Below are 16,159 nucleotides of genomic sequence, written 5' to 3' on the forward strand. Positions count from 1 at the left end.
ATCCAGATGTATCTCCTCGTTAGTCCTTCAGCCCCTTTAATAGAAAAAATAAGACGACAACTGAAATTTTTATCTCAGTTGTCGTGTCTTCTGCTAAACAATAAATGAATTATCAATCTACCGACGATCAACATAACGTCGGTTTTCAAATCAGGAGTCTTCAAATGAAGAAGTTATTCGCCCTATTAATTATGCTCGTAAGTTTCCCTTCATTCGCCGCTGACGAGATCTACACAGGAACGTTCAGCAACAAAGCGGTAAGTGGTTATGACACCGTGGCATATTTTACGAAAGGCCAACCTGTTAAAGGCGATAGCCAATGGCAAGTAGAGTACAAAGGTGCTGACTGGTATTTTTCTTCAGAAGAGAATCTAAGTAAGTTTAAAGCAGACCCAGAAAGCTACGCCCCACAATACGGTGGTTACTGTGCATGGGCGATTTCTGCCAAAAACGATTTTGCTTCTGCCGAGCCGAATTTATGGGCAATTGTCGATGGTAAGCTTTATTTAAATTACGATGCTGGCGTGAAGAGGCGTTGGGACGAAGACCGTGCAGGTCATATATCGACGGCGGACCAAAACTGGCCAAATCTAATTAAATAACAAGGAATCCATTAAATGAAGTTTGTTCCGCTAAAGCATATTCCATCAGCATTTATCGTATTTGTATTTGTTCAGTCATTGTTCTTTAAGTTTTCGGGCTCTTACGAGACTGAGCATATTTTTGGCACTCTAGGTGAGTGGTCGGGTATTGAATGGTTTGGCGTTTACGGTGGCTACCTAATTGGTTTTGCTGAGTTGATTGCGGCAACTCTTCTGCTTACTCGTTTACACGGTTTTGGTGCTGCAATGAGTGTGGGTATTATGACTGGTGCGATTGTTTTCCATCTGTTTACACCGCTAGGCGTCGTAATGCCAGAATTTAACGCGATGGGTGATGTGGTTGGCAATGATGGTGGTTTGTTGTTTGGTATGGCGTGTATTGTGTGGAGCTGTGGCATGTTGCTATTTGTCCGTGATGTGAAAACAGAAGGTACATTGACGCATCGCCTTCTCGTCAAAAAAGCCTAGTGTAGTTAGTTTACTTATAGAGGTTAATATGGGATTTCAAAAGTTAGTCGAGTATCGCGAGGTATTGACCTTAGAACTCAATAAAATTGCTCAGCAATATCAGTTGCATTCATTGTTGGTCATGGAGTCGACGCCAGAGACAATGGTCGTGTTTGCTGCTAACGAACAACCTATTTATAGCGCGGGTGATGCAGGGCCTAAAAGCAACCAAAAAGGCTGCCATGAACTGTATTGTGAACGTGTCGTTGATACGGAAAAACCGTTGTTAGTCTCAGATGCTTCTCACGATGAAGAGTGGAAAGGCAACGCAGACTTAGTTGAATTTGGATTAGGTGTCTATTACGGTGTTCCAATTATGCATAAAGGCAAAGCGGTTGGAACCGTGTGTGCATTAAATGACAAACCCTTCGACTTTATGCAAGGTGAACCCAATGTCATTACTCGATTGAACGATGTGAAGTTAGATGTAGAAAAACACCTATAAATAGCAGTTCTGTTTCATAAAACCGTTATGTATAAAGTAAGTAACTAACGAGGACACACACCTCGGACTGAACAACAGTTAGCTTGCTTCAGCAATGTATTTTCTTAGATGAAGGGAATACATTGCTGATCTAAAAATCGCCTTACACTAAATGAAATTGACTTTGCATACCTTTCTCACGTAGCGGGATAATGGCTTGGTATGCAGCGCTGTTATACCAGTTTTGTGCACTTTCTTTGTCTGGAAACTGGATGATGGCTTTCATTGGGTGAATCGCTTCACCATGTAACACTTCTACTTCACCTTTGGCAATAAATTGACCATTAAAAGGTTTCAATGTTTCTGCCGCTTGCGCGCTGTATTCTGAGATCTGTTTTTTATCTATCGGTGTCAGGTCGACTATAACTAAACTTTTCATTTGCACTATGGCCTTGTTTGATTGAGTTGACACAGCCTAAGAGTTTAGCGAATATTAAACAATAACTTCAAAATGAACGTGTTGTTTAATAATATGAACAGTGTGAAATTGGCTCCTTTACTCTTGATTTTCGTCGAAGTGGCCAATCGACGCTCTTTTACAGCGGCAGCTAAAAAATTAGGTTTAAGTAAGTCAGCCGTTAGTCAGCAAATAAAGCGCTTAGAGGAATCGACGGGGCAGCAGTTATTGATACGTAATACTCGCGGCGTTGTACTGACTGCAGTAGGGGAAACGTTACTGGCACGCAGTGAATTATTGAGTGAACAACTGAGTATGACGCTAACTGAGCTCGATAGTGCAAAAGTCCAACCTAGCGGTAGCTTCAAAGTTTCCATTCCTCCTTTTTTTGAAAAAAGTTTTATCATTCCTGTATTGAGACAATTGAGCTTGGAGTTTCCCAAAATAAAACTAGAAGTGGTTGTGACAGGAAAATGGCAGGACTTGATAGAGCACAATTTAGACGCAGCGATTTTTGGTGGTGACATACCCGACTGTAACTATCGCGCATTATCAATAGGGAAAGTATCAGAAATATTTTGTGCATCACCTCGATACATTAAACAATATGGGGATATAAAGAACATAGAACAATTAAGTGAACACAAATTTATAGCGACTCCTTGGCAGCACGACAAGTTGCAGTTATTTAATCATAAACACGTGAATAAATTATTTATAAATGTCGAACATAGTGCGAAAGCAAACACGCTAACAACCGTACTGGAGATGGTGTTGAATGATATGGGTGTCGCATTATTTCCTGAATTCTTAATTCAACCAGCGCTTTCTGACGAACGGATTATTAGAGTATTACCTGAGATTCAAGGAAGAGCCTGGCACTTTTATTTTTTACATCAGTATAGAAATGAAAAACCAATACATGTCAGTCGCTTCTACCAATTATTTAAGTACTATTTTAGTAAATCCAGTATATAAAAGGGAACGAACGAGAAGAAGATCAAACGAAGACATACACCTCAGATTTCAAGATGTATCTCCTTGTTAGCTTTTGTCACAAAACACCTCTGTTTTAAAACTTTCATTCTATTGATGCTAAATCGTCCATGATGAATGGCGAATATGTGTGATGTACATCACATATGAATAGTGAATAATAGCGTCATCGAGTGAAAGGGGCCGTTACCCCAACAAGTAGTCACTCATTTTTAACAGACACTCTAAGGGTAAATAAGATGAAAAAATTAACTGTTCTAGCCGCAACTCTCCTAATCAGCACAACGTCATTTGCAGGTACTCAAACGGTATATAGCGAAGCAAACCTGTCAACAGCCAGTTTCGCTTCTAAAGCGGCCGCGTATGAAGCTGGGTTTGATTACGTTGATGCATTGGAAACGGCGAACCATTCTGAATTACGTTTCAAATTGGCACCCATCGGAGAAAATACAGTCTCTAACCTTACGCTGGACGACACAGCTGTGACGATTGAAGAGTTCTCTGAAGCTCGCGGTGAAATCTCTTACCGCGCTATCGTCAATGTTGATTATCATTTCGACGCCCGCGATAACAATAACGACTAATATCATGTAGTTTTAGAATTTGAAAAGCCAACAGGTCTCGGTCTGTTGGCTTTTTTGTCACTATAGATTTCAATGTAATACAATTTTTGAGGTGTGTGTCCTCGTTAGTTTGTCACAAAACACCTCTGTTTTAAAACTTTCATTCTATTGATGCTAAATCGTCCATGATGAATGGCGAATATGTGTGATGTACATCACATATGAATAGTGAATAATAGCGTCATCGAGTGAAAGGGGCCGTTACCCCAACAAGTAGTCACTCATTTTTAACAGACACTCTAAGGGTAAATAAGATGAAAAAATTAACTGTTCTAGCCGCAACTCTCCTAATCAGCACAACGTCATTTGCAGGTACTCAAACGGTATATAGCGAAGCAAACCTGTCAACAGCCAGTTTCGCTTCTAAAGCGGCCGCGTATGAAGCTGGGTTTGATTACGTTGATGCATTGGAAACGGCGAACCATTCTGAATTACGTTTCAAATTGGCACCCATCGGAGAAAATACAGTCTCTAACCTTACGCTGGACGACACAGCTGTGACGATTGAAGAGTTCTCTGAAGCTCGCGGTGAAATCTCTTACCGCGCTATCGTCAATGTTGATTATCATTTCGACGCCCGCGATAACAATAACGACTAATATCATGTAGTTTTAGAATTTGAAAAGCCAACAGGTCTCGGTCTGTTGGCTTTTTTGTCACTATAGATTTCAATGTAATACAATTTTTGAGGTGTGTGTCCTCGTTAGTTTTCAAGGTGAACCCAATGTCATTACTCGATTGAACGATGTGAAGTTATATATAGAAAAGCACTTATAAACCGCGGTTCTGAGTGTCATCATATTGAGTCAAATGCTAGACTGTCTGTCTATTTCATTTAGTGTTTAAAAGGTAGTGTGATGAACCCAATTCTTGCAATGTTGAAAGAGAATAATATTAGCGACGAACAGATCCGTGAACTTTTTGAAGTGCTGACACAAAACCCTCTAGCGGCAATGGCATCAATCGGTCAACTGGGTTTACCTCAGGATAAGCTTCAGTTTTTGATGGGTCAGGTGATGCAAAACCCCGCTTTGCTTAAAGAAGCAGTCAATGAGTTAGGGTTAGATTTTTCAAAAGTAGAAGCAGCAAAAGAACAGCTTCAGAAATAAATTTACCTGTGAATTTCAAAAGGTCGTTTAAGGGGGTTAGGTTGAACTCTTTTGACGACCTTTTTTGATCTTAAAGAAAATTAATGCGACATCCCCTTCAGTTCGGAATTTTCACTTAGACGCTAAGTGAAACCAGATGTTATTCGATACCAGTCCATGTAAAAATAATGTTAAGGAAAATGGTGTAGCTGCCGATATTCTAATTACAATTAGCAAAAAATGAACGCGGTTTTTTCCGAGTGTTAAATGATTATGAAGTAGGGTGTATATGTTGAATTTCAAACAGCTGGGTCTTAAAAAACTGTTGCTTGTATCCGTAATGCTCTTGGTTGGGCTCTCTGTATCTGGGGTAAGTTTTGTTCTTTATCTTCAAGAAAAAGAGGCGCTAACGGAGAGCGTTATCAACGAAAGTAAAAACTACGTTGAAGCAAAATCTGGAGTTATCGAGACTCTAATTAATGAAAAAGTGGGCGGCATTAATAAGCTAGCGAAACTCTACAAAAACAAAAAATTTGAAGGTAGCGAACAAGAGATAATTGACCAAACATTTTTCTTAGCAAACGCGATGAATTTAAATAGTGCAGTATTGGCCTTTGAATCTGGTGATGCTTATTGGAATCAGATCACGGACAGTTGGCCAAATAACAAGTTTGATGGTGATGTGACACAGAGTTCTTGGTATCAAGACGGCAGAAACTCTTCAGGGACAACGGTAACAGAACCATATCGAGATGGAGATGTGTATTGGTTAACGATTATAGAAAAAATCAAAGGTGGAACTATCTCGGTAGATATGAAACTTGATTTTTTGAATGCCTTGGTTAAGCAGTCTAATGATATTCCTGGTGCAACCGCTGTTATCTTAAATCACGACACCATGTTTTTGGCTTCGTCATCTTCCGCGATTAAGGCTGGTCAAAAAGGAACTGAATTCGCATGGTTTAAGGATGCAGCGCTTGACGCGGTGACCAAAGAGAGCTCTGTAACTGAATACGAATTGAATGGGCAAGAGAAAGTTCTGTTTACTCATCGAATTAATGCAGGCGACAAAGATTGGTACTTTGCTGTTGGCCTAGATAAGTCGGTTGCATTTGCTAAACTTGAAGAGTCGAGAAACAAGGCTATTTATGTATCGGTGATTGCCGTCATTCTGAGTTTGATATTAAGTTATCTGCTGATTCAAATATTGTATAAGCCTATTTTGGTATTAAGAAAAACTATTGCGAACCTTTCTAGTGGTGATGCAGACTTAACACAGCGACTAACAGTAGAAACGAACGACGAACTTGGAGATATTTCTCAGGGTATTAATAAGTTCATCGGAAATTTACAAAATATGATGCTCGAAATTCGGGAAGTAACCACTACGTTGCAATCTAATGTAGGGAGAATGAGGGAACAGTCTGAAACAAATAGTAATATCTTACAGAGTCATGTTTCTGAGACAGAGCAGGTCGTTACCGCTATTGAAGAAATGAATGCGACAGCAGATTCAATGGCAAGTGATGCGGCAAACACGGCCAGTTTAACCGAAAAAGCGAATGCGACGAGTGTTGAATCTAAACGAATTGCGACGCTATCTCAGGACACTGTTTCGGGTTTAATCGCGGATGTTGATGTATCTGCTGACAATGTGCAGAACATGAACAAAGAGACACACAGTATTAATGGTATTTTGAGTGTCATTAGTGAAATTGCGGAGCAAACAAACTTACTGGCTTTGAATGCGGCTATTGAAGCAGCACGAGCAGGTGAACAAGGCCGTGGATTCGCTGTCGTAGCTGATGAAGTCCGAAACCTAGCAAGTAGAACGAAAGACAGCACGCAAGAAGTTGAATCGGCTTTAGACAGCCTGATGAAAGGAACCGATGCGGTAGTGAGTTCAATGGCCAATACCAAATCTCGTTGTCAGGATACTGCTGATGGAGCAGGAGAGGTTGCGGTCAGCCTAGAAACGATGAGCAATTATGTGGATGATATCCATGATCTTAGTACACAAATTGCAACTGCCGCAGAGGAACAAAGCTGTGTCACGCAAGAACTAAGTAAAAACATGACGTCGATTAGCGAGATTGTTAATGAACTAGACAAGAACGGTCAACGGTCTTTGAAGGATGCTGAAGATGTTGCTGAAGTGAACAATCAATTAGTCGCGATCGTTAACCGTTTCAAGATTTAGTATTAGACGAAAAACGTAAAATGTTATTAGCGATATTCTCTTATTTTTTGGTATTTGCGCCTTAAAATAAGAGCAAAAATAGAAGGGATATTCACCTATGATTTGTGGATGTCCCTTTTTGTTTATATGTCCGATCCATCGAACATATTTCGTCTGACCAGTTATTTAGTGGAATGGATACTAAGCAAGCGCATTTTTGACGTGAAGCCATAGGCGGCCATCAATAACTGATAATCCGAGTGCAATCAATAACATGCCTAAAAAGTGAATCAACGCCAATGATTCGTTGAGAAACAATGTGCCAAGTAGAACGGCGGAGACAGGAACGAGCAACGTTACCAGTAATACGTTTGTTGCTCCCGCCAGTTCAAGTATCTTGAAATAGAGAACATAAGCAATAGCAGTTGAAAAAACGGCAAGCCCTGTAATGGCGGCCAATGTCTTAGTACTGGTGCTCAATAATTCAATTGGACCGTCAATAGTTAAAGCGATAGGCAGCAATACCAGTTGTTGAGGCGGTGACTTGTCCTGCTGCCGTTACCACTGGATTTAAACCCAAACTTTTAAACCTTCGGCCATACACCCCTGCAAAGGCATAAGATAAGGTGGCCGCAACAATAGCAAGTTGAGCAAGTAGATTGCTTCCACCATTCAACGTTGGCACGCCTATCATCATCACGACTCCGATAAAACCAAGGCTAACACCATATAACTTGAGTGGCGTTGGACGTTCATCTGCCAACAATAGCCCGGCAACGACGACTGTAAATATAGGTGTCGCTGCATTGAGTATCGATGCCAGTCCAGATGCAATCTGAGTTTGTCCCCATACGATAAGAACAAATGGGACAACATTGTTTAATAATCCCATCGTCAAAAAAGCGCCCCATACTTTTAGATTTTTTGGTGGACGAAGTCCAATCATCAGTGCGATAGCCCACAATGTTCCCGCAGCAATACCCACTCTAAGAGTGACGATGGTAAGCGGAGACAGTTCATTCACCGCTATGCCAACGAAAAAGAACGACCCGCCCCATAAGATAGACAGTAAAATGAGCATGAACCATACTTTCGAATTCATAGCATGAGTGATAGAAGATGTCATCGTTGATTCCATTTTGTATTGGTATGTGTAAATTCATACTAGTTGACCCTGAATGACGAAAACATCCGAATATTGCGTCATATTCATTTCTCTTCTTAATGTGCTATCTAACATTGTTCGGCAAGAATCAGATAGAAGCGTAAATGAAAATATGGTGATATGGTTTTGTTATTCGCTATAAAGAGAGTGCAGCCATGGCAATGCCGTCTGAAAACCTGATGAAAAAGGCAATAGAAAGCCGAGATAAGTCCTATGATGGACAATTCTACTATGGTGTTATTACGACCGGTGTGTTTTGCATGCCCTCATGTTCGAGCAAATCTGCTCATCCAGAAAATATAAGGTTTTTACCTGATATTGAATCTGCCATTCAAGCGGGATATCGGCCTTGTAAACGTTGCTATCCTGCAGGAAAAAATGCAAAAACAGAAAAGATTGTCGAAGTGGTTCGTTATATTGAAGAGCATATAGAAGATAAAATAACACTGTTGCAACTAGGCGACATAGCGGGTCTTTCTCCGTCCAGATTACAGAGGGTATTCAAAAATGTATTTGGCGTATCCCCAAGACACTATCAGGACGCGATTCGAATGCGTAGATTCAAGCGTTCGCTAAAAGAGGGAAATAATGTAACCGATGCAATATATTCCTCAGGGTTTGGTTCTATAAGTCGAATATACGGTGAGGCTGCACGTAATATTGGAATGACACCCAAGGTTTATCGTGCGGGTGGAGGCGGCGAAGTTATTCATTATGCTTGTCGAAAAACGGCTTTTGGTTACATGATGATGGCTGCCACAGACAAGGGAGTTTGTTCTGTGCAGTTTGGTGACGATGGACATTTTTTGCTTTCTCTGTTGTCCAAAGAATTTCCAAACGCAGAACTGATCCTGTCTGCGGCACAAAATGCACTGGAGTTAGATAATTGGATGGATGCATTAGACAACCATGTCAATCAAGGCATCCCTAGACCTGATATACCTCTCGATATTAGAGGGACGGCATTTCAGATAAAAGTGTGGCATTTTTTACTCAGCATCAAAGAAGGCGATGTAGTGAGTTATGGTGAAGTCGCAGAACAAATCGATAACCCTAAAGCGGTCCGCGCGGTAGGAACTGCTTGCGGAAAAAACCCTATCGGCGTATTAATTCCGTGTCACCGTGTCTTAAGGAGTGACGGTTCTTTGGGAGGATATCGATGGGGTTTGGAACGCAAACGAACACTGTTAGATAAGGAAAGAGCAGGGTTGTAAAAGCGTCAAACCTATCTACCAACATTGAACGCGGCAATCAGCAAATCGGCAATTAAGATTAAAGAGATGATGAACTCTATTGCCTAAGAATTGGCCGCACAAGGAGGTTTCGTTTAATGCTCGTATTGGCGGCTATGCTATGTTTTATAGGTAAATCACACGTCGACTATTTTAGACTTCAAGCGATACTACTTTGTCATTTCTATAATCTAGTTGGTTATAAATTCATTTAACATACTAATATATATGGTGATACTGCTTCCATTGATTTCCTGTTTACGCCACATAAAACCATTTATTAGGACTTTGTCACGGTAACTAAATGTTCATTTGAGCATTATTTGCTCGAAAATATTTGATTTTATGTTCGTTTCCTAGGTGTAAAATCATGAATGGTATTGCTTTGCTGTTTTTATCCTCTTATGTAAGAGGCTTTTGGGTAGTGAGAATCGAATGTTCGATTCATTTTAGGTTGGTCGTTGTTTGCGTCAGTTTTGACAGGAAGTAATAAATCCGTTTTGTTTATTAGATATAAAAATAGTGATTACAAAAAAGGACGAAAGAATGAAGAAACAACTTATTACTGCCGCGATACTGGCTTCCATTGCGGGATCGGTGTTTGCCAATTCAGATAAACTTGTTATAGCGCACCGAGGTGCAAGTGGCTACCTTCCTGAACATACCCTTGAGGCGTATTCTGCTGCCTATTTTATGGGGGCCGATTATATAGAACAAGATGTGGTGATGACCAAAGATAATAAACTGGTTGTTCTGCATGATCATACCTTGGATCGCACGACCGATGTAATGAGTAAATACCCAAAACGATCTCGCACAATTGATGGAGTAAAGCGTTGGTACGCTATTGATTTTACGTTAGCCGAAATCAAAACTTTGCGTGTGACAGAAGGATTCAAAATACCGGATAATTCAGACCCTGATCAAGTGCAGGATCTTTCAAAAGCAGGCTTTCCAGATCGCTTCCCATTGTGGCAGTCAAACTTCCAAGTAGCTACCTTTGAGGAGGCCATTGAACTCATTCAGGGGCTTAATAAATCCACTAAGCGTAGCGTCGGTATTTATCCGGAAATCAAAGCACCATGGCTTCATAAAAAGGAAGGGAAAGACATTTCATTGGCCGTGCTAGAAACGCTTAAGGCGTATGGTTACGACAGCAAAGACGACATGGTTTATGTTCAGTGTTTTGACCCTATCGAAACCAAGCGTATCGCTGAGGTGCTGATGCCGAAGATGGATATCGATCTGAAAGTTGTGCAGCTTTTAGCAGAAACCAGTTGGAATGAAACCATGGTTGTTGATAAGGAAGGAAAAGTCACGCCTTATGACTATGATTGGATGTTCATGCCAGGTGCTATGGCAGAAGTGGCAAAGTATGCGGATGGTATTGGACCATGGAAACCGATGCTGGTTGACGACAAGTCGACCAATGACAATATCATTGTTAAACCATTAATGACCGAAGCCAAAGCGGCAGGGTTAGAAGTGCATCCTTATACGTTCAGAGCGGATCAAGGTCGTATTCCTTCCTACGCAAAAAACTTTGATGACATGTTAGATGTGTTTTACTTCAAAGTAGGCGTTGACGGCGTCTTTACTGATTTCACTGATAAAGCGGTTCAGTTCTTAGATACAAAGTAATATAGATTACGTATTTAATTCGACTATAAATTGGAAAACCAGTGCTGGTGTGCGCTGGTTTTTTTCTGGATGTCACTAACATCATTTGATAAATAGAAAACAGAGATAAATAGACAGCAGAGATAAATAATTTCATAAAATCATCGGCAAACTGTAACAATCCTTTCTTGTACTGCGTCTAACCCTATAGAGCCTAAATCTTTTAGGTGATCTTAAGAAAAATATAGGGAAAACAATGAAAAAAACTATCGCTACAATGGGTCTATCTCTTGCCGTTATGGAGGCTGCAGTAGCCGCACCTCAAGTCACCCCGTTTGTGGAGGTTGTAATATATCGGGTTGAGCCATCAGTACAACATCCAAAATTATCTCGACATTTAGCTGAGGATGTAAAAGCGCTACCAGGCTTCATTCGCAGTATTCATTTGCAATCTTTGGCTGACCCTTTTTTATTTGCGGACATTAGTCTGTGGGAAGAAATCAATGTCACTCGGACAACCAAATCTGTCCGTGATTCATTTTCAGGTAGGGATCAAGAATTAGAGCTCTTTGGCTATTTTCAATCAGCGTCATCTATTATTGGGTTAGAATCATTCATGCGACCTGAGGCCGTGATTGAATTAGCGGCCTATTCGGTAAAAGAGATAGCAATACAGGAAGAGTCTCGTTCAGCCGTTTATCTAGAATTAGAAAACAGTTCAAACCTATATGCGGGCATGGCATTATCTCCAGTGAACACAGGGGGAGACTATATTGATTTTATTGCATGGTCATCTCAGCAAGCTGCTGAAGAAACCGCGGCAAAAATAATGTTAATGCCAGAGCATCAAGCTTTCTTCCAAAATACGGCTGAAATAAGGTTGTTTGATTTCTTTACTGTGTATGAACAAGATGGGGAAACAGAATGACATACAACCCTTTTACCGCTGAAACTCATTATAATCAAGAAGATGGAGAGCTCGCTATTGCTGCTGCTGCGGGGGATAAGCAAGCGTTGGAAGCATTGATCCGTCGTCATCAGGGATGGATATATAATATTGCTGTCCGCATGGTTCTTAACCCTCAAAATGCGCAAGATATTACGCAAGAAGCGTTGCTCAAGATTGTTACTAGAATCGCTCAATTTGAAGGTCGTTCCTCCTTCCGTACTTGGGCATACCGGATTGTGACGAACTGTTTTTTGGATAGCAAAAGAGGCCCGATAGAAAGTGTTTTTTCAGGTTTTGAAGCCTATGGAGATGACCTAGATGCTATTGAGAACGAGGATTTACAACTGACAATAGAGGATGAGCCCGATCGTGTGTTAATTATTGAAGAAGCTAAAGTTGGTTGTATGTTAGGCATGTTGTTGTGCTTAACTAGAGAGCAACGATTGGTTTATATTCTCGCTGATATATTTGAAGCTAGCGCACCGATTGCTGCCGATATACTTGCTATTACCCCCGGTAATTTCAGACAAAAATTATCTCGTGCACGCCGAGATTTACATAGTTTCATGCAAAATAAATGTGGGTTGGTTGATCTTTCTAACCCTTGTCGCTGTGAACGTAAAGCCTCTGGTTTTATGAAAGAAGGTTGGCTTGACCCCAATCAACTAAAGTTTACCGGTACTCATTTGAAAAATATGAAAGACAAGGCTGAATTAGAAACGCAACCACTGGATGAATTTGCAGATAATGCCTACGGGCAGTTGTATCGCCAACATCCACTGCAAGAGCCATTAGAAGGCACTGGAGAGGGAGTAGACCGTATTCTCATTCGGCTACTAGATAGTTCTGAATGCCACCGTATCTTTGGGTTGTCGGGCTCTTGAAGCGGACAGAGTGAACGTAACCCAAACTTACTAGTGCCTTTAACTTAAATGAAACAGGACGTTATGAGTAACCTATTTAAAGACATATATTCAGCATCATTTTATAACAAATTCTCTGAGACTTTAGCATTGACCATTCCTGTCTTTGATAAAGATGAGTTTATGCAGTTGATATTCAGCAATGAATTCGCTGGCTATGAACTGAAGCAAAGGATGACTCACACGGCTAAGGTATTGCACCATTTTCTCTCTGATGACTTTGTTGAGTCTAGCTCGATGCTAAAACAATTGATCGAGAATTTACGTGCTGCAGGTATGAAGGAAGAAAGCATTGAATATATGTTTCTACCTGAATACATTTCGATGTATGGACTCGATAATTATGAGCATGCTATTTCAGCGTTTGAAGTCGTCACTCAATTTACCAGTTGCGAATTTGCAGTAAGACCGTTCATCATAAAATACGAAGAGCGAATGCTCGCGCAGATGCAGCAATGGACCGTACACGAAAATAACATGGTGAGAAGGCTAGCGAGTGAAGGCTCAAGGCCTAGGTTGCCTTGGGCGATGGCTCTGCCTAGTTTTAAAATCGATCCGGCACCAATATTGTCAATCCTAAGAAATCTAAAGAATGATCCATGTGAAATCGTCAGGCGCAGTGTGGCGAATAACCTTAACGATATCTCTAAAGATAATGCGGCGACAGTGATTCAGTTGGCTAAAGAATGGCATGGTCAAAACAAGTCCACAGATGCCCTTATCAAGCATGCTTGCAGAACGATGTTGAAACAAGGTGTGCCAGAGGTTCTTGAATTGTTTGGGTTTGATAGCCGGGATATCGAGATGTCTAATTTTCAGATATTGACGCCCACTGTTTATATTGGTGACCAGTTGGCATTCTCTTTTACTATTGTGAATACGGGTAAAAAGACCCAAATGTTAAGGCTCGAATATGGGCTCTATTATAAGAAGAATAATGGTGAACTTTCTAAAAAAGTGTTCAAAATTAGTGAGCGCGAAGTAGAGCCTAACCGTAGTTATGATATAAACAGAAAACAAAACTTTAAAATCATAACGACGAGAAAATTCTACACTGGTGCTCACGAATTATCGATTATTTTAAATGGTCAAGAAAGCCATAGGTTATCGTTTGATTTATTAACGCCAAATGCTGAAACCTGACAGGTTACATAAACGCGACATACACCCCAGCTTCTGACACCTTAGGTTCTGAAGTGTATGTCGGCGTTATCGCCATTCAAAATAAAGAGATGTTTGATGCCTAATTTTCAAATAATTACGAAGAGTGAATACAAATGTATGCCATGGAAAAATGGCCTTGGTAAAACATTTGAAATCCAACGCAGTGACGATCAAAACGGACTACGCTTTCGTATTAGCCAAGCGCGTGTCGTAGACAACGGACTGTTTTCGGACTTTAGCGGGTTACACCGCACTTTGGTTCTCTTGTCTGGTAATGGCATGACACTAGAGCATAAGAGTCAATCCCATAACCATTCTTATACATTGAATAAACCGTTAGATATCGCGCGTTTCTCTGGTGGTGACAAAACCTACGCCACATTAAAAAATGAGGCGATTGAAGATCTCAACATTATGGTTCGTGAGGTGGACACACAAGCTAAGGTTTCTGCCGTTAATTCTGGGCAATCGTTGACTCTATTCGACTCGGATGAGCATGTATTTAGTGCGTTTTATGCGAATAACGCTTGTACGATCCGTCCGAATGGCAACACGGTCGAAATACAGCCCATTTATCTACCAACAGGTAGCTTGCTTTGTTTAAGAGATGACAAAGCTTTATGGGGAAGAGACTTTTTGGTCACAGATGGCAACGGCGTACTTATCGAAATATCTAGGAAATGAAACGCTTCCAGACGTCATTGCTCTACGTATTAATATAGAGTAATTGCAAATGTTTACGCGGTAATTATTTCAACCAGAGCCCAAACTAAAAGTTATTATTAGACCAAGATAACCTAACATCTTTGCCGGAATAGTAGGGTGTTAGGCTTCACTCAACATGTAAAATTAGATGTAAGCGACATGGATAACCTAAAAAGATCCATCAATGTTCATCAGCAATACCATTCACATGTATATTTTGACGAAGATACATTGCATTTTGCATCTGAGTTATGCACTAAAGTGGGGAAAAAGTTTAGCGGACCATACGATCAATGCATACTGGTTGGGAGACGTTGTGGCATTAGACCTGCGTGGTTTCTAAGGTTAAAATCGGGTAGTTTGTTCATTCTTTGTGCCATCTGAAGATAAAAAATAGATGATATTGCTATTGCTTTACCTATTAAGAACATCAATACATACTAGCTTTAATTGATGGTCGAAATGGATGTATTAAGATGAAGATTGGCATAATTGGAATGGGTGATATTGCACAAAAAGCATATCTGCCAGTTTTAGCGCAAAAGCCTGACATTGAACTGGTGTTTTGTACAAGAAACTCGAAGGTATTATCTTCTTTAGCGAATAAGTATCGAGTCACTGAATATTGTACAGATTATAAAGAATTGATTCGATTTAACGTTGACGCTGTGATGATTCATGCTGCAACGGTCGTTCATCCAGAAATAGCGCAATTTTTTTTAAAGCAAAGTATCGCTACCTTTGTCGACAAGCCTTTGGCCAATAGTGTTGAGCATTGTGAGAAACTTTATGATATAGCGGAGCAAAAGGCTCAACCTCTCTACATTGGGTTTAATCGGCGTCATATCCCCCTCTATAATCAGCATTTAATTGGCATACAGAATGATTCTAATCATGAACAATTATCGTCACTACGTTGGGAAAAAAACCGATATAATCAGTTAGGAAATATAAGAGATTTTATATTTGATGATTTTATTCACCCTTTAGATAGCATTAATTTGAATGCGAAATCTGATCTTTTTGATGCCTATGTAACTCATCAATCTCGAGATGGTTTATTGGCACGGCTGGATATTCAGTGGCAGCAAAATGGAATATTGTTGCATGCCTCAATGAACAGACAACACGGAACGACGAACGAAATAGTGACAGCAGACTATGCAGGGAAATCGTATAGATTTGATTCTTTCTATCAAGGTTGTGTATGGCAAGAAAGTACTCAAACGAAACTTACTCTCAAAGATTGGACACCAATGTTAACCAGTAAAGGCTTTGAGGCGATGATAGATGATTGGGTACAAGTGGTAGAAAAAGGTAAGTTGGACAGCAAAATAGTATCAAGAAATATTGCATCGCATCAGTTAGCTGATTGCTTATGCCAAAAAATTACGTCTCAGATTTAGAGACAACCAAGGAATAACTTACGTTAAGTTAGTCGTGATTACGCTGAAAAGAGACTATGGTCAAAATATTGATCATGAGGGTATGTAATGGTGTTCGTTGGTTTCTCCTTACCTGTCAT

General features: G+C 40.3%; 18 protein-coding genes. 15 read left to right on the forward strand and 3 right to left on the reverse strand.

What is annotated here, in order from left to right:
• Positions 1-164: 164 nt before the first annotated feature.
• Genes AACW90_RS08250 through AACW90_RS08260 form a run of 3 tightly spaced genes read left to right on the forward strand, consistent with a single transcriptional unit; the run spans position 165 to position 1,554 of the window.
• On the forward strand, positions 165-602 hold the full coding sequence (locus tag AACW90_RS08250; RefSeq protein ID WP_390233089.1) for a YHS domain-containing (seleno)protein: 438 nt from the start codon (positions 165-167) through the stop codon (positions 600-602).
• Between the two features lie 15 nt (positions 603-617).
• Positions 618-1,070, forward strand: a complete 453-nt coding sequence (locus tag AACW90_RS08255) for a hypothetical protein (RefSeq protein ID WP_390233090.1) — start codon at positions 618-620, stop codon at positions 1,068-1,070.
• Positions 1,071-1,098: 28 nt separating this feature from the next.
• A complete protein-coding gene (locus AACW90_RS08260; protein ID WP_390233092.1) occupies positions 1,099-1,554 on the forward strand; it encodes a GAF domain-containing protein in 456 nt (151 codons plus the stop codon).
• A 142-nt stretch (positions 1,555-1,696) separates the two neighbouring features.
• Here the strand turns inward: AACW90_RS08260 and AACW90_RS08265 are convergent, their stop codons facing one another.
• A complete protein-coding gene (locus AACW90_RS08265) occupies positions 1,697-1,972 on the reverse strand; it encodes a DUF1330 domain-containing protein (RefSeq protein WP_275135973.1) in 276 nt (91 codons plus the stop codon).
• Between the two features lie 93 nt (positions 1,973-2,065).
• Between AACW90_RS08265 and AACW90_RS08270 the strand changes: the two genes are divergently transcribed.
• The 5 genes from AACW90_RS08270 (at position 2,066) to AACW90_RS08290 (ending at position 6,897) form a co-directional block, all read left to right on the forward strand.
• Complete coding sequence (locus AACW90_RS08270; protein ID WP_390233094.1) at positions 2,066-2,968, forward strand: LysR family transcriptional regulator; 903 nt, start codon at positions 2,066-2,068, stop codon at positions 2,966-2,968.
• A gap of 257 nt (positions 2,969-3,225) precedes the next feature.
• Positions 3,226-3,570 (forward strand): DUF3316 domain-containing protein, encoded by a 345-nt coding sequence (locus tag AACW90_RS08275; protein ID WP_390233096.1) that lies wholly within the window; start codon positions 3,226-3,228, stop codon positions 3,568-3,570.
• A gap of 293 nt (positions 3,571-3,863) precedes the next feature.
• Positions 3,864-4,208, forward strand: a complete 345-nt coding sequence (locus tag AACW90_RS08280) for a DUF3316 domain-containing protein (RefSeq protein WP_390233096.1) — start codon at positions 3,864-3,866, stop codon at positions 4,206-4,208.
• Between the two features lie 258 nt (positions 4,209-4,466).
• Entirely contained in the window at positions 4,467-4,718 is a 252-nt protein-coding gene (locus AACW90_RS08285; RefSeq protein WP_390233098.1) for a DUF2999 family protein, read from the forward strand.
• Between the two features lie 268 nt (positions 4,719-4,986).
• Positions 4,987-6,897, forward strand: a complete 1,911-nt coding sequence (locus AACW90_RS08290) for a methyl-accepting chemotaxis protein (RefSeq protein ID WP_390233100.1) — start codon at positions 4,987-4,989, stop codon at positions 6,895-6,897.
• Between the two features lie 180 nt (positions 6,898-7,077).
• On the opposite strand, the gene AACW90_RS08295 is transcribed toward AACW90_RS08290, so the two are convergent.
• Both AACW90_RS08295 and AACW90_RS08300 read right to left on the reverse strand, forming a co-directional pair.
• Entirely contained in the window at positions 7,078-7,356 is a 279-nt protein-coding gene (locus tag AACW90_RS08295) for an EamA family transporter (protein WP_390233102.1), read from the reverse strand.
• Positions 7,357-7,372: 16 nt separating this feature from the next.
• Positions 7,373-8,002, reverse strand: coding sequence for a DMT family transporter (locus AACW90_RS08300; protein ID WP_390233103.1), 630 nt, complete (start codon positions 8,000-8,002; stop codon positions 7,373-7,375).
• Between the two features lie 194 nt (positions 8,003-8,196).
• Here AACW90_RS08300 and AACW90_RS08305 point away from each other — a divergent pair, with 194 nt between their 5' ends.
• The 7 genes from AACW90_RS08305 to AACW90_RS08335 all read left to right on the forward strand — a co-directional run bounded on the left by AACW90_RS08305 (position 8,197) and on the right by AACW90_RS08335 (position 16,040).
• Positions 8,197-9,255: a bifunctional transcriptional activator/DNA repair enzyme AdaA gene (locus tag AACW90_RS08305; RefSeq protein ID WP_390233105.1), complete on the forward strand. Its 1,059-nt coding sequence runs from the start codon at positions 8,197-8,199 to the stop codon at positions 9,253-9,255.
• 564 nt (positions 9,256-9,819) lie between these two features.
• The gene (gene glpQ / locus AACW90_RS08310) at positions 9,820-10,914 is read left to right on the forward strand and encodes a glycerophosphodiester phosphodiesterase (protein ID WP_390233107.1); all 1,095 of its coding nucleotides are present in this window, start codon (positions 9,820-9,822) and stop codon (positions 10,912-10,914) included.
• 235 nt (positions 10,915-11,149) lie between these two features.
• Positions 11,150-11,821, forward strand: a complete 672-nt coding sequence (locus AACW90_RS08315; protein WP_390233109.1) for a hypothetical protein — start codon at positions 11,150-11,152, stop codon at positions 11,819-11,821.
• On the forward strand, positions 11,818-12,726 hold the full coding sequence (locus tag AACW90_RS08320; protein ID WP_390233111.1) for an RNA polymerase sigma factor: 909 nt from the start codon (positions 11,818-11,820) through the stop codon (positions 12,724-12,726). The genes AACW90_RS08315 and AACW90_RS08320 overlap by 4 nt, the downstream gene beginning before the upstream one ends.
• Before the next feature lie 63 nt (positions 12,727-12,789).
• A complete protein-coding gene (locus AACW90_RS08325) occupies positions 12,790-13,908 on the forward strand; it encodes a DNA alkylation repair protein (protein ID WP_390233113.1) in 1,119 nt (372 codons plus the stop codon).
• 96 nt (positions 13,909-14,004) lie between these two features.
• Positions 14,005-14,613: a HutD/Ves family protein gene (locus tag AACW90_RS08330; RefSeq protein ID WP_390233115.1), complete on the forward strand. Its 609-nt coding sequence runs from the start codon at positions 14,005-14,007 to the stop codon at positions 14,611-14,613.
• 497 nt (positions 14,614-15,110) lie between these two features.
• Positions 15,111-16,040 carry a Gfo/Idh/MocA family protein gene (locus AACW90_RS08335; RefSeq protein ID WP_390233117.1) on the forward strand — a complete coding sequence of 310 codons (930 nt, stop codon included), beginning with the start codon at positions 15,111-15,113 and terminating at the stop codon, positions 16,038-16,040.
• Positions 16,041-16,159: the final 119 nt, after the last annotated feature.

Source organism: Vibrio frigidus, assembly GCF_042465995.1.
Lineage (GTDB): Bacteria > Pseudomonadota > Gammaproteobacteria > Enterobacterales > Vibrionaceae > Vibrio.